At 41.1% G+C, this 13,249-nt stretch carries 17 protein-coding genes; 5 read left to right on the top strand and 12 right to left on the bottom strand.

Going from position 1 to position 13,249, the window contains the following annotated elements:
- Positions 1–33 precede the first annotated feature (33 nt).
- The gene (locus tag AC0VX7_RS08145; protein ID WP_475427420.1) at positions 34–1,233 is read right to left on the bottom strand and encodes an FtsW/RodA/SpoVE family cell cycle protein; all 1,200 of its coding nucleotides are present in this window, start codon (positions 1,231–1,233) and stop codon (positions 34–36) included.
- Positions 1,234–1,471: 238 nt separating this feature from the next.
- Complete coding sequence (locus AC0VX7_RS08140) at positions 1,472–1,753, bottom strand: Fpa/YlaN family protein (protein WP_041965554.1); 282 nt, start codon at positions 1,751–1,753, stop codon at positions 1,472–1,474.
- Between the two features lie 187 nt (positions 1,754–1,940).
- Here AC0VX7_RS08140 and AC0VX7_RS08135 point away from each other — a divergent pair, with 187 nt between their 5' ends.
- A complete protein-coding gene (locus tag AC0VX7_RS08135; RefSeq protein ID WP_475427419.1) occupies positions 1,941–2,441 on the top strand; it encodes a peptidyl-prolyl cis-trans isomerase in 501 nt (166 codons plus the stop codon).
- 111 nt (positions 2,442–2,552) lie between these two features.
- On the opposite strand, the gene AC0VX7_RS08130 is transcribed toward AC0VX7_RS08135, so the two are convergent.
- Positions 2,553–3,893, bottom strand: coding sequence for a PhoH family protein (locus AC0VX7_RS08130; protein WP_215037036.1), 1,341 nt, complete (start codon positions 3,891–3,893; stop codon positions 2,553–2,555).
- A 195-nt stretch (positions 3,894–4,088) separates the two neighbouring features.
- Between AC0VX7_RS08130 and AC0VX7_RS08125 the strand changes: the two genes are divergently transcribed.
- Positions 4,089–4,673 carry a YhcN/YlaJ family sporulation lipoprotein gene (locus tag AC0VX7_RS08125; protein ID WP_475428107.1) on the top strand — a complete coding sequence of 195 codons (585 nt, stop codon included), beginning with the start codon at positions 4,089–4,091 and terminating at the stop codon, positions 4,671–4,673.
- A 28-nt stretch (positions 4,674–4,701) separates the two neighbouring features.
- Here the strand turns inward: AC0VX7_RS08125 and AC0VX7_RS08120 are convergent, their stop codons facing one another.
- Positions 4,702–5,157: a pyridoxamine 5'-phosphate oxidase family protein gene (locus tag AC0VX7_RS08120; RefSeq protein WP_475427418.1), complete on the bottom strand. Its 456-nt coding sequence runs from the start codon at positions 5,155–5,157 to the stop codon at positions 4,702–4,704.
- Between the two features lie 156 nt (positions 5,158–5,313).
- Here AC0VX7_RS08120 and AC0VX7_RS08115 point away from each other — a divergent pair, with 156 nt between their 5' ends.
- Positions 5,314–5,514, top strand: a complete 201-nt coding sequence (locus AC0VX7_RS08115; protein WP_102262061.1) for a YlaI family protein — start codon at positions 5,314–5,316, stop codon at positions 5,512–5,514.
- A 601-nt stretch (positions 5,515–6,115) separates the two neighbouring features.
- Here the strand turns inward: AC0VX7_RS08115 and AC0VX7_RS08110 are convergent.
- The 3 genes from AC0VX7_RS08110 to typA are packed head-to-tail and all read right to left on the bottom strand — an operon-like array spanning position 6,116 to position 8,590.
- Positions 6,116–6,409: a hypothetical protein gene (locus tag AC0VX7_RS08110; RefSeq protein ID WP_215032980.1), complete on the bottom strand. Its 294-nt coding sequence runs from the start codon at positions 6,407–6,409 to the stop codon at positions 6,116–6,118.
- Positions 6,410–6,420: 11 nt separating this feature from the next.
- Positions 6,421–6,735: a YlaH-like family protein gene (locus AC0VX7_RS08105; RefSeq protein WP_041966352.1), complete on the bottom strand. Its 315-nt coding sequence runs from the start codon at positions 6,733–6,735 to the stop codon at positions 6,421–6,423.
- A gap of 19 nt (positions 6,736–6,754) precedes the next feature.
- Positions 6,755–8,590 carry a translational GTPase TypA gene (typA, locus tag AC0VX7_RS08100; RefSeq protein ID WP_475427417.1) on the bottom strand — a complete coding sequence of 612 codons (1,836 nt, stop codon included), beginning with the start codon at positions 8,588–8,590 and terminating at the stop codon, positions 6,755–6,757.
- A gap of 152 nt (positions 8,591–8,742) precedes the next feature.
- On the opposite strand from typA, the gene AC0VX7_RS08095 reads away from it, so the two are divergent.
- Positions 8,743–8,928, top strand: a complete 186-nt coding sequence (locus AC0VX7_RS08095) for a YlaF family protein (RefSeq protein ID WP_475427416.1) — start codon at positions 8,743–8,745, stop codon at positions 8,926–8,928.
- Between the two features lie 84 nt (positions 8,929–9,012).
- Here the strand turns inward: AC0VX7_RS08095 and AC0VX7_RS08090 are convergent, their stop codons facing one another.
- The 3 genes from AC0VX7_RS08090 to AC0VX7_RS08080 all read right to left on the bottom strand — a co-directional run bounded on the left by AC0VX7_RS08090 (position 9,013) and on the right by AC0VX7_RS08080 (position 10,764).
- Complete coding sequence (locus AC0VX7_RS08090; RefSeq protein ID WP_475427415.1) at positions 9,013–9,474, bottom strand: GNAT family N-acetyltransferase; 462 nt, start codon at positions 9,472–9,474, stop codon at positions 9,013–9,015.
- A complete protein-coding gene (locus AC0VX7_RS08085) occupies positions 9,468–10,271 on the bottom strand; it encodes an inositol monophosphatase family protein (RefSeq protein ID WP_475427414.1) in 804 nt (267 codons plus the stop codon). Before AC0VX7_RS08085 ends, AC0VX7_RS08090 begins: the two co-directional genes overlap by 7 nt.
- A gap of 298 nt (positions 10,272–10,569) precedes the next feature.
- Positions 10,570–10,764 carry a hypothetical protein gene (locus AC0VX7_RS08080; protein ID WP_475427413.1) on the bottom strand — a complete coding sequence of 65 codons (195 nt, stop codon included), beginning with the start codon at positions 10,762–10,764 and terminating at the stop codon, positions 10,570–10,572.
- A gap of 165 nt (positions 10,765–10,929) precedes the next feature.
- On the opposite strand from AC0VX7_RS08080, the gene AC0VX7_RS08075 reads away from it, so the two are divergent.
- Entirely contained in the window at positions 10,930–11,550 is a 621-nt protein-coding gene (locus AC0VX7_RS08075) for a YktB family protein (protein WP_475427412.1), read from the top strand.
- Positions 11,551–11,705: 155 nt separating this feature from the next.
- Here the strand turns inward: AC0VX7_RS08075 and AC0VX7_RS08070 are convergent, their stop codons facing one another.
- Positions 11,706–11,993, bottom strand: coding sequence for a UPF0223 family protein (locus AC0VX7_RS08070; protein ID WP_475427411.1), 288 nt, complete (start codon positions 11,991–11,993; stop codon positions 11,706–11,708).
- 109 nt (positions 11,994–12,102) lie between these two features.
- Entirely contained in the window at positions 12,103–13,062 is a 960-nt protein-coding gene (locus tag AC0VX7_RS08065; protein WP_475427410.1) for an NAD(P)H-dependent flavin oxidoreductase, read from the bottom strand.
- Positions 13,063–13,249: the final 187 nt, after the last annotated feature.

Genomic DNA, 13,249 nt, shown 5'->3' with positions numbered 1-13,249 from the left:
CAGCAGACGCTGCAGCTTTTTCTCTGTATTTGATTACGACCTGAACTTGAACGAATTTTGGTTTACAACAGCTTTTGCAGGCTTAGGCTGGGCTGTCTTGTCCTTCTTATATTTCTCTTCATATTTTACAAACATCGAAACATTCACCAGTATCCCGGTGGCAATCGCGAGCTGCAGCAATGATGAACCTCCATAACTCACAAAAGGCAATGGAACACCTGTTAGTGGAATAACCCCTGAAGCTCCACCAAGATTGACAAACGACTGAATGCCAATCATACTGGCAATCCCTATTGCAAGCAAACTGCCAAAAGGATCCTTGCACTTAAGCCCGATATGAATTCCTTTTAAGACGATGAATGCCAGACTCAACAACACAAACCCTACACCAAAAATCCCCAACTCCTCAGAGATGACTGCGATGATGAAGTCTGTGTGTGCTTCAGGCAAGTACCCAAGTTTTTGGTTACTTTGTCCCAACCCCAGCCCTGTCAGTCCTCCTGAACCAATTGCATAATAGGCATTTGCTAATTGATAACCGGATTTTTGTTCATCCTCGAAAGGATTGCTATATGACGTTAGACGTTCAAGACGCCTTTCTGAAAATACTTCGTCTTTCAGGATAAGCGATACAGGCACTAACAAAATCATAACAATCATAACCAGTTTCATGATATTTTTAAAGTTCATACCTGAAGATAAAATGATAGCTGCAGCAATGAGCATGATAATTCCTGCAGTGCCAAAGTCCGGCTGAACCGCTATAAGGAAAAATACCATTACCAGGAATAGTAGGGGTGGCAAGACACCTTTATTGAATTCATTTATGTATGATTGTTTTTTTGCATACACTGCTGATAAGTAGATAATGACACTTAGTTTTGCAATCTCTGATGGCTGAATGCTCCTAGCTCCCACTTCTATCCAGCTAAGGGCATTACCCGCTACTTTACCTACGACAAACAATATAAGTAAACCTGAAAGAGTTAAAACCACCATAGGAAGTAAAATTTTAGTACTTTTCATTGCTTTGTAAGGAAATAAGGCTGCTATTATAAATACAAACATCGCCGCCAATAAATTGAATTTTTGTTTGTTATAAAAGAAATCGCTATCTACTCCATGCCAGGTGACCATGCTGGCACTGTAAACCATGACAAGGCCAAACAAGCACAAGAGCGCAACAACAATGATCAATGAATAGTCATAGGATTTCAGTATTTTTTTTAACATCGTCTCTTCCCCATCTTCTAAGTTGTTTAATCTATTCTACTATAAGTTGAAATATCCTGCCTTTGTTTAAGGAAAAGTTATGGAATTCTTAATATATTGTCATAGAAGTGTAATGCAGTCTTCGAGGATACACTTGAACTGAAAAAGAATTAAAAAGCTTATGAAAGTACAATGTTTTCGAAAAGTGCCTCACAAAAAAACTCAAACAATCGATTAGGACTGTTTGAGTTTTTAGGATTTATTTTTTTAACGAAGCTTCATGCAATATGGAAAGCTCTTGCTCCAATTGGTCGAGAATTACTTTCCCATCTGATTCTTCGATTAAGCCGAGTCTTACTGCAAAATCTATCTCTCTTGATAATCCAAACATTTGCGTATCTAAAACCTCTTCATAAAGAGGGCATTGAGGCATTGTCAGATTATCCATTTGCACTTTGATCAGCTTTAAAATTTTATCAGCGTCAGCCTTTAACAAGGCATGGGCTTTTTCCTGATGGTTGATTATCATATCAGACGCCAACTTGATCCCCCCGTTTCCGAGCGATTACCCAATCCTATCTTTAAATTTTACCCTTAAGTGGACAAAAAAGCAAGAATATTAAGGATGCATAAATTAATGAATAGCCTGCTATAGATGGGTTGAAATGACAACTCACAAAATTACCGCTATACTGAATTAATAATATGCAAAGATTCAGGAGGGAATTATGGAAACAATCATCCCAATCAAAGGAAAAGTCAAATATAAAATCACTTTGGATCCGGGTGTATGGATATTCGACGATCGCAAAGTAGACTTGAATACATATTTCAACGAAGGTCAGCAGAGCGGAGATACTCTTGAAGAGTATACGAAGTCAATCTCAAAACATTGGGATCGTGAAATTATGGAGGGTGCAGTCTATCCACCAACCCTCAAAACAGAAGTGAAGTTCGAAAAAGAAAAAGTCCTGACTGGCACTTTCGGCATACCATTCAAGCCATTTCTTGTTAATGCAGAACCAGAGCAGACAGCGAAGGCTGTAGTGATTGAATATGGGGAAAATGACCAGTTATCACTTTCACTCGAAAAAGCTTCTGGCCTCATCCTCGGGTTTTCCAAGGACGGCAAACCTTTAAAAGAGGACGGGCCGCTGCATGTATATTACCAGGATGGTTCCAATAAGGAGAATCCAATCAAAAACGTTACCGGTTTTACCGTAGAATAATATGTAAGGTACTGCCAACGGGCATCCCAGAAGGGTGCCCGTTATTTTATTGTCCCTCTACCCGTTGTGTCTTTTTTATCTGACACCTCAGATTCCAGTATGTGCAAATAGTTAATTTAAAAGATCGGCTGCTAACTGGGCAAGAGATGACCTTTCTCCTTTAACGAGCTGGACATGACCCGCAATTTGCTGGTCTTTGAACTTCTCAACCACATAGGTCAACCCATTATTATAGGCATCCAGGTATGGGTGGTCAATCTGGTCAGGGTCACCCATCAAGACAATTTTACTGCGCTCCCCTACCCTGGTCAGAATTGTTTTGATCTCATGCTTTGTCAGGTTCTGCGCTTCATCAATGATGATGAATTGGTCCGGAATGCTCCTACCCCTTATATACGTTAATGCTTCTACCTCGATTGACCCCATCCCTGCGAGTATGGCATCAAGTTCGCCCGGTTTTTTTGTATTGAAAAGGAATTCAAGATTATCATATATAGGCTGCATCCATGGTCTGAGTTTTTCCTGCTTTTCACCAGGCAAAAAGCCCAGATCTTTACCTACTGGTACAATCGGCCTTGCTACAAGCAGCTTTTTAAAAATTCCCAAGTCCTCAGTCTGCAACAGACCTGATGCTAGAGCGAGCAATGTCTTTCCAGTACCTGCACGCCCTATCAAGGTGATCAAAGGCATGTCTTGTCGTAAAAGCAGCTCCATCGCCATAATCTGCTGAACATTTCTTGGCTTGATTCCCCAAGTGTGCTTACCTTCATGTTCAAAAATAAGCTTTTTCACTTTTTTATTTTTTGTATCAACCATTCCTATCGCGGATGCAGAGCTGCCGAGAATGTCCTTCATGATTACGAACTGATTTGGGTAAAAAAAGTTCTGCCCCTTTAAATCAGAGATGTTAAGTTCTCCTCTTTCATAAAAATGATTTAGTTCTTCTATCTGTATATACACTTCTGCAAAGCCTGAATACAGATGGTTAATTTCCACTACCCTGTCGCTTAAAAAATCTTCAGCGATCAGACCGATTGCATCTGCTTTTACTCGGACAAGCGCGTCCTTACTGACCAGTATTACCGGACGCCCATCTTCCTTCGTTTCTTCTTCAAGGCTCAAATTTTTAGCTACCGCCAGTATTCGGTTGTCATTTGTTTTTTCAACAAAGATTTCCTGAAGTTGATGGAAGGATCGATGGTTCAGTTCGATCCTGAGCGTCCCTCCACCTTCAAGATTGATTTTCTCATGCAGCTTTCCTGTCTCCCTCATTCCGTCTATGAGCCTTGAAACCTGGCGCGCATTGCGCCCAATCTCATCCATATATCTTTTCTTTGAATCCACTTCCTCCAGAACTACAGCAGGTATGACAACTTCATTGTCTTGAAAGGAAAAGATCGCGTGCGGATCCTGTAGTAAGACGTTTGTATCCAGTACGTATATTTTACTCAAATTGATGCCTCCCGCCTTAGTGATCTCGACTTTGGCCAACTTGGCAGCCTTGACCGGGACTTTGGTAAAATATATGACTTTTTGAATAAAGATAGAAGATATTTTGCACAATAACCTTTGAGCATTTCTTTTTTTATATAACATTCCTAGTTGTTCAAAGGTTTTTAACGAAAAAATAACCGGAGGGGTTTTATGATGATAAGATTGGTTGCTGTAATTACGTTTGTGTTGTTATTGACTGCATGCAATGGACAGAACAACGCAAATAAAGCTGACGAAGATCACAAGGTCAAGGTCCAGAATAGTGCGATCAAGGAAGTTGACCGCCAATCCGGCCAGGAGATTTCCCGCCATCTTGTGGACTTGACCACTCACATCCCGAATGTTGATGATGCTGCAGCGGTAGTGGTTGGTCGCTACGCTATTGTGGGTATCGACGTAAATGATAAAATGGAGAGGTCTGAGGTAGACACTGTTAAATATACGGTTGCGGAAGCCTTAAAAAAAGACCCTCACGGTGCACGTGCAGTAGTGGTTGCCGATCCTGATATCACAGCGAGGTTAAGGGAGATATCAGAGGATATACAAAACGGCCAGCCAATCCAGGGAATTATGAACGAACTTTCTGATATAACCGGAAGAGTCATGCCCGAGGTTCCCGCAGACATGATTGAACCGCAGAATGAGAGTCCTACTGAAGATCCGAAAAAGAAGCTTGATAAAGATGAACAAAAACAATTAGAGAAAGATCAGGAGCAACAATCTAACTACCATAAATAACAGCAGCAAAAAAAGCTTAGTCAATCGACTAAGCTTTTCTCATTGCATCCATTACCTGCTTATCAAGGCGCGCTGCTGCATCTTTATCGTATGTCTTATCATATTGAGGTTCAGCGACGATTTTTGATCCATAGAACATAACGTCCCTTACTTCGCTGATATTGATTTCGACTAACGCCAGCTTCAAAGGTACACCTTCAAGTTTTTCTTGCTTGACGCTGGCTGTCCCGCTGATTGAATATGTAGATTCATTTGCGATCAGGTTGATTACTGCTTTATCATTGCTCTTGATATTCTCGATGATTCGAGAGCGGTTATCCACTGCAAAATAAACGGTACTCTCATCCTTTGCAAGTACCCAGGAAATCGCGCTGACATTCGGGCCGCCGGTTTCGTGGTCCACTGTCGCCAGGGTAACAAAACGCTCTTTTTGCAATTCATCAATCAACGGTTTGATTAGTTTAGGTTCTACTTGATTTGCCATATTCACCCTCCTTAAACTATCATAATAGTACTACGAACTCTTTAAGCAGGGCAAATCAAATGATTTTCTCTGCTAAGGCTCCAAACAATGATATACTATAATATAATCAAAACTCAATCAGGCTATGTATGATAATTATTAATAAGAGGTGTAAGAATGAGAGTCAAATGTGTACTATGCGACAAAATTGAGAATATCAACAGCGATACCCTTCAGGCTAAGCGGCTTCGAAACCGGCCGATCCATACATATATGTGCGATCCATGCAATGAACGAATTGCCGATAAAACAAACAATCGAATCGCTACCGGGAATTTCAAGCTGTATCGTTCCCGTGTTAAGAAGGATGATTGGTGATTGTGAATAACCAACTAGGCAGTATTCGAACCTAATACTTTTGCTCGGTTCAGGTGGGCTATATTTTTACGAAAATCCACATAAGGGTACCTTTCTGACGAATGATACCCTTATACAAGCATTTCCTCCTCTATAAGGGTACCTTTCTTGACTAATGATGCCCTTATGCAAGCATTTCCTCTTCTATAAGGGTACCTTTCTTGACTAATGATGCCCTTATGCAAGCATTTCCTCTTCTATAAGGGTACCTTTCTTGACTAATGATGCCCTTATACAAGCATTTCCTCCTCTATAAGGGTACCTTTCTTGACTAATGATACCCTTATGCAAGCATTTCCTCCTCTATAAGGGACCTTTCTTGACTAACGATGCCCTTATGCAAGCATTCCCTCTTCTATAAGGGTACCTTTCTTGACTAATGATACCCTTATGCAAGCATTTCCTCCTCTATAAGGGTACCTTTCTTGACTAATGATACCCTTATGCAAGCATTTCCTCCTCTATAAGGGTACCTTTCTTGACTAAAGATGCCCTTTTACTGCCTCCCTCCATTATTCATCCCCTAACACAAAAAAATCCGCCCAATTCCGGGCGGATTTTTTCAGTCTTCTTCAGGATAGTTCACGTATTTGTCTGGTTCTTGCCTGATTTGGTCAAGCATGACTTCAATTAAGTCGCGTGGGAAACGGTATTCTTTAGAATTACCTTCCTGCACGACAGTGACATAATACATTAGTGCGTCCCGTTTTAATTCTTTTGATTCAACATTATGTTCTTCGGCAAGAATTTGATCAAATAACTGTGTAGTTTCTTGAGCTGCTGTATCTTCTGGCCGAGCGTCGCTGACAATTTTGATTGTAAGCCAATTATAAATTGCATCTTGGAGTGATTTCATATCGCCAACTCCTATTTGACATTTGCTTCTGCTTTTTTATGCTGTCGCAGCCTGAGCTTATAGATGATCAGGATGAGTGCAGCGACAACAAGTCCTTCCGTGATGGGAAGGAAAATAGCAAGGAAGGTAAGGACTGTAGAGCCAAGCAATAGAAAAGCATAGATGATGATACTTTTCAGCAACGGCAACTTCTGAGCAAATCCAAGCTTATAAACAAGAATGCTCAGAGCTGCAATCGTCAGGTAAAGCATCCACATGCCTACCGTTGGGTTCTCATCTACCCTGAATAATGCTGCAAAAAATGATAATCTCTGGCTTACATCCATACTTCTTCCCCCTACTTAATTAAGCTTCAGCGAATTTTTTCTTTTTCGCCTGTCTTTCACGCTCATTCTTATCAAGAATCTTTTTACGGAGTCTGATTGATTCTGGAGTTACTTCACAATACTCGTCATCGTTCAAGTATTCTAAAGATTCTTCCAGAGTCATGATTCTTGGCTTCTTGATGACAGATGTCTGGTCCTTATTAGCAGAACGAATATTAGTTGCTGCCTTCACCTTCGTGATATTAACAGTAATATCATTTTCACGAGTGTGCTCACCAACAATCATGCCCTCATAAATTTCAGTTCCTGGCTCAACGAAAATCGTTCCGCGGTCTTCTACCTGCATGATACCATAAGTAGATGCCTTTCCTGATTCCATTGATACTAGAACACCTTGACGGCGTCCGCCTACCTGGCCTTGAAGCATTGGCTGGTAGCTGTCGAATGTATGGTTAATGATACCATATCCGCGAGTCAATGTTAAAAATTCTGTTGTGTATCCGATTAGTCCGCGTGCCGGTACATTGAAAATCAATCGAACCTGTCCGCTTCCGTTGTTGATCATATCTAGCATTTCGCCTTTACGTGCACCGATTGATTCCATGATGGAACCAGTGTGTTCTTCAGGAACATCGATTTGAACGCGTTCTACCGGCTCACTTCTTACGCCATCAATTACTCGTACGATAACTTCAGGCTTTGATACTTGAAGTTCATAACCTTCACGGCGCATGTTTTCGATCAAGATAGACAGGTGCAATTCTCCACGGCCTGAAACGATCCACTCATCAGGTGAGTCCGTATTGTCTACTCTAAGACTAACGTCCGTTTGCAGCTGAGCGCGAAGTCTTTCTTCGATTTTCCTGGCAGTAAGGTATTTACCCTCACGGCCTGCGAATGGACTGTTGTTGACTAGGAATGTCATTTGAAGCGTAGGCTCATCGATTCGCAAAACCGGAAGTGGATCCTGGTTGTCGAATGGACATACAGTTTCACCAACATTGATGTCTTCCATTCCGGATACTGCAATTAGATCACCAGCATTGGCTTCCTGAATTTCCTGGCGCTTCAGACCGAAGAAACCAAAAATCTTTGTTACACGGAATTGTTTTACAGAACCGTCAAGCTTCATAAGTGCTACCTGTTGGCCAACCTTCATTGTACCGCGGAATACACGGCCTATTCCGATTCTGCCCACATAGTCGTTGTAATCAAGAAGGGCAACCTGGAATTGAAGAGGCTCTTCACGGTTATCAACAGGTGCAGGGATGTGGTCAATGATTGACTCGTATAATGACTGCATGTTTTCATCCTGTTTTTCAGGGTCCATACTTGCTGTTCCGTTGATTGCAGAAGCATAAACAACTGGGAATTCAAGCTGGTCCTCATCTGCACCTAGTTCGATGAACAAGTCAATGACTTCATCAACAACCTCAGCAGGACGAGCAAAGTCTCGGTCAATCTTATTAACAACAACAATTGGTGTTAAATGCTGTTCAAGAGCTTTCTTCAAAACGAAGCGTGTTTGCGGCATGCAGCCTTCATATGCATCGACAACAAGCAATACGCCGTCAACCATTTTCATGATACGCTCAACTTCGCCGCCAAAGTCAGCGTGGCCAGGAGTATCAAGAATATTGATACGTTTGTCATTATAAGCAATAGCTGTATTTTTCGCGAGGATCGTAATTCCTCGTTCTCTTTCCAAATCGTTTGAATCCATTGCACGCTCTTCCACATGCTCATTTATACGGAATGTGCCTGATTGCTTCAGAAGCTGGTCGACCAATGTCGTTTTACCGTGGTCAACGTGGGCAATGATCGCTATATTTCTAATATCTTCTCTTAATTTCAAAAAAGTCACCCTGCCTTTAATATCATAATTTATCTATTGGCTTTTTACACAACTTACATATTATAACACAATAAGAGTGGAAACCTATAGGCATTTTAATGTACAATTAAATATATTATTATTTGCACCAAATGTCGAATGGGGGATTCACCTTGACTCAGATAAAATGGCCATTATTATTTTTCGCATTTGCAGCAGCTTCATGCATGATTGGTATTGGAATCGCCATTGGCGAAAGAAGTGTTACCGGTACGTTCGCATGTATAATCGCATTGGTTTTCGTAATGGGATTCGGTTTTAAGAAAAAAAAGAAGATGAGAGAAGCTGGAGAGCTTTAATTCAATTAAAGTGCAAGTGTTTTGATCAACTACTAGCAGGTACAATTAAATAATAAAACCGGCTGGATTTCATTTCAGCCGGTGTCATTCGAGGGGGCGGACCATGATCAAATAGGTTTCGCCCTTATTTTCTTCTGTTTTGAATTGTTCAAAGCCACAGTCTGTAAGGAAGTTGGACCACTCGTATTCATCGATTGGAACAGCGGCAAAAAGTGCCTTTTGCCCATTCAGTTTAAATTCGTCTGAGAAATGGTTCATAATCGCTGATGCGATTCCTTGCCGTCTTTCCTCCGCTTTTACCAATATTGTACCAAGCCATGGCTTTTGGTTGGACGGGGCGGGTTCCACATGAAAAGAAATTGCCACAGGCCTTCCTGTCGTTTCCCAAACTCTCCATTCGCCAGACAAGCCATCATATTGCTCCATGTATTTTTCTAAGGACAAACCCTGCAACTCATTTTCACTCCACTTAGAACTCGAAGATATAAGATCCTCAAAAAACGGCAGATCTGAGCTTTTAAACTTCCGCCAAGTTAAAATTACCATTTTCCATCCTTAAGATAATTCTTCAGGATATCACCGTGCAGGCCAGGCTTTGAAACAAATAAGGAATTCTGCTGGAGCATATCCAGCTCTTCTCCCCGCAGGTCAGTCGTTACTCCACCAAGTTCCTTTATTATGATGATCCCAGCGGCAATATCCCATGGTGCTAGCCTTGGGGTCAAATAAGCATCTATTCTCCCCGTTGCGACATACACCATTTCCATGGCCGCTGAACCATAGGAACGAGTCCCTCTGACGTCTTTCACAAGAGGTATAAGCAATTCGTGATCTATCCGTTTATTAGGAGCTACCCAGACTGCATTGAGAGCGATAATTGCTTCACTCACCTTTGCTTCTGTTAGTTTCGGAATAGATTTTTCGTTTAAATAAGCTCCTTGGCCTTTTACACAATGATAGAGTTCGTCATGGACGACATCATAGATAAGACCAATCATTCCTTCCCCATCAACATAAATGCCGATTGAAATCGCGAAATTCCGCTGTTGGTGGACAAAGTTCATGGTTCCATCGATTGGATCGATAATCCACACAACCCCTGTTAAAGATTTCACTTCATCTCCATACCCTTCCTCACCCATGATTCGATGATCCGGAAAAGTACCTTTGATTTTCTCGATAAAATATTGCTCTGTCTCTTTATCTATATCTGTAACCAGGTCATTAGGATTGGATTTTGAAGTAACATTTAAAGTCTTTGGAAAAGAAGCCCTGATATTTTCACCCGCCTCTTTGACCCAGCTTTTCGCGTATGTATAAATTTCTTTTAGATTATATTCCATTCAGCTTTCCCCCGTTCATTTATTTTTACGTACACACAAGCTTTTGGAATCTATATTAGCTTATCGGATTAGCTTCATTTTCATCAAGTATTAGGATTCCCCTTGTCATCTCCATAACATGCAAAACTCCTTAGGAAGTTAATGACCATAAAGAAGCTTGTCAAACCATTTATTATTCGGACATAAGAAACGAACTCCATCAACTTTACAGGAGTTCGTCAAGTGTCTCGGTTGCTGCAGTTTTCCATAATTCTCACCATCATATAATACCTTATTCTTTCGTAAAACTTTATAGCTATTATAGAGCTTTTAAACGTAATAATTCTTGTCGAATTCGTTCGAGTTTTTGTTTACATTCTTTCATTTTCGATTTATCAGCATCTGTCATTGCGTCAAAAAGGGTGGCTAATTCATAATCCATCTCCAAACGTAGTACAGCTGTTCTCTGGAGCTCACCATTTTTCTTCCTTGTTGAAGTTATAAGTTGCTTCATTAATTTACACTCCTCTATTAATTTCTGTTTTTTATTATTGTATGAATTTCCATTTGGCTGTGGTACAAATTTGTGCGTATACCTAGGACTCAAAAAATGCCTGTCGCTTCTTTTTTTATAAAGATTTTGCTACAATATTTGACAAAGTACTAGGAGGTTTTTATATTGTCATTTTCAGGATTTGAACAAGCAGACTTCGATGTTTTTAAAATAGACGGTCTCGACGAAAGAATGGATGCCTTAAAATCCCAGATCCGCCCTAAGCTGGAAGAGCTCGGCCAGCACTTCGCTCCCACCCTTTCAAGCATTGCCGGTGATGAGATGCATTACCATGTTGCAAAACATGCCCGGAGAACGAAGAATCCGCCTAAAGACACGTGGGTAGCTTTCGCCAGTAATCCAAGAGGCTATAAGATGCTGCCTCATTTCCAGATTGGTTTGTGGGAAACCCATGTTTTTATCTGGTTTGCTGTCATTTACGAGGCACCTGATAAAGAATCGATTGGTAAGAAACTTGAAGCGAACATCGATTCAATCTTCACCCGTACTCCAAAGGATTTCTATTGGTCAATCGATCATATGAAGCCTGAAGCCACTATTCACAGTGAGCTTACCAAGGAAGAGCTTCTTTCCATGTTCAAGCGTCTGCAAACCGTGAAAAAGGCCGAAATCCTTTGCGGCCTGAACATTCCTCGCGAGGAAGCCGCCAAACTAAGTGGTGATGAAATGCTTTCCAAAATTGAGTTTGTATTTAAAGAAATATTACCCCTATATAAATTGGCATAAACCATGAAATGCGTAGGCGACCGCCCATTTTCGACAATCGCTAAGCAACCTGACAGCGAACTCGCTCGATGATCTCACTGCCTGGGTCGAAACCTCACGCGTTCCGAAGAAAATCATAAATAAAGAGCCCATTTTCATGGGCTCTTCCTTATAACTTAGTTTTTTCTTTTTGGAACCACTTTAATCTTTTCACCAGTTCCTGTCTCTTTTATCCCTTTTACTGCCTGATATGGTACGTAGCCGCTTACTTCTTCAAATTCATTGAAAAGTGTTTTTTCCTGGGCTTTTCCTGGTACGACTTCTTTAAAACGCCTGTAAGCGTTAAGCAATGAATCCCGATCGATTCCTTTTTCATATGCTTTTTCAATACATTCGTAAAAGTGGATGACATCAACAATTTCATCTGTGGACCATGTGTAGTCAATTGGATATTGGTATTCCATTATTTCACCTGCTTTTTGTGCAATGACAGGAACCTTCTGCTCCCGTGCATTCCTTGTATGTTAATCGATTTTACCGTTATTTAATTTAGAGCGCAAGGAAATCGCAGGTTCATCTTCCCCATTTCGTTCTTATTTCTTCAGCTTCGTTGATCATTCTGGCAAATAGCTCAGCTACTGTAGGAAAATCCTTAATTAATCCCATCACCTGGCCTGCCCATCCGAACCCATTTTCATCATCACCTTCATAGATATACTTACGGTTTGCTGTTCCGCTGATCAACTCTTTTAATTCTTCATAACCCCCGCCTTGTTTCTCAATTTCGAGGATCTTTTGCGTCAATGGGTTGGCAATCGCTCTTGCTGGCATCCCGAGGGATCTTTTTATTACAGTAGTATCATTTTCGGTACCTTCAACAAGCTTTTGCTTGTACAACTCATTCGCATGGACGCATTCTTGAGTAGCGATGAAGCGGGTTCCCATTTCAATGCCCTGAGCCCCAAGACCCAATGCCGCCATTAGTCCTCGGCCATCTCCAATTCCTCCCGAAGCGATTACAGGTATGTTGACTGCATCAACAACCGATGGAATGAGCACCATCGTTCCGATATCGCTCTTTCCTAGATGTCCGCCACCTTCCTGGCCGACAACCATGACTGCGTCCGCTCCCAACTCCTCTGCTTTCTGCGCCTGCCTTTTCGCAGCAACAAGAACAAGCTTTTTAACATTTGTTCCTTTTAGCTGTTCAAAAATTGATGACGGGTTTCCACCCGTCATCGAAATAACAGGAACTTCTTCTTCAATCGCTACATCCAGATAATGCGAAAACGGCCTGCCATGCTGGCCAATCGCAAAATTGACTCCGAACGGCTTGTCAGTCAGCTTTCTCACTTTATGAATTTCATTCCTTAACGCGTCAGGATCAGGAAGGGACATTGCCGTTATCTGACCTAATCCCCCTGCATTCGATACAGCTGCGGCCAATTCTGAATAAGCCAGATAAGCCAGACCTCCCTGGACAATTGGATATTGTATACCTAATAGGTCCGTTACATCAGTATTCCAGTTCATGTTCTCTCTCCCTCTCATGATTGTTTCGATATAACTTCTATTTTCACAGCTGTTTTTCCTGTTTCTTAAATTTATTGATTAAGGACTTTCTTGATATTCTGAAATTCTTTGCAAACACCTTGATTAGTGCTATAATGCATGTGTTTTATTTTTTTAAAAGCAAAACCTAATCATAACCCTATAAATA

It is taken from the genome of Mesobacillus sp. QJM3NY_10 (assembly GCF_056173465.1).
The sequence above is the reverse complement of the archived record's forward strand: the minus strand, read 5'-3'. Positions and strand labels throughout refer to the sequence as shown.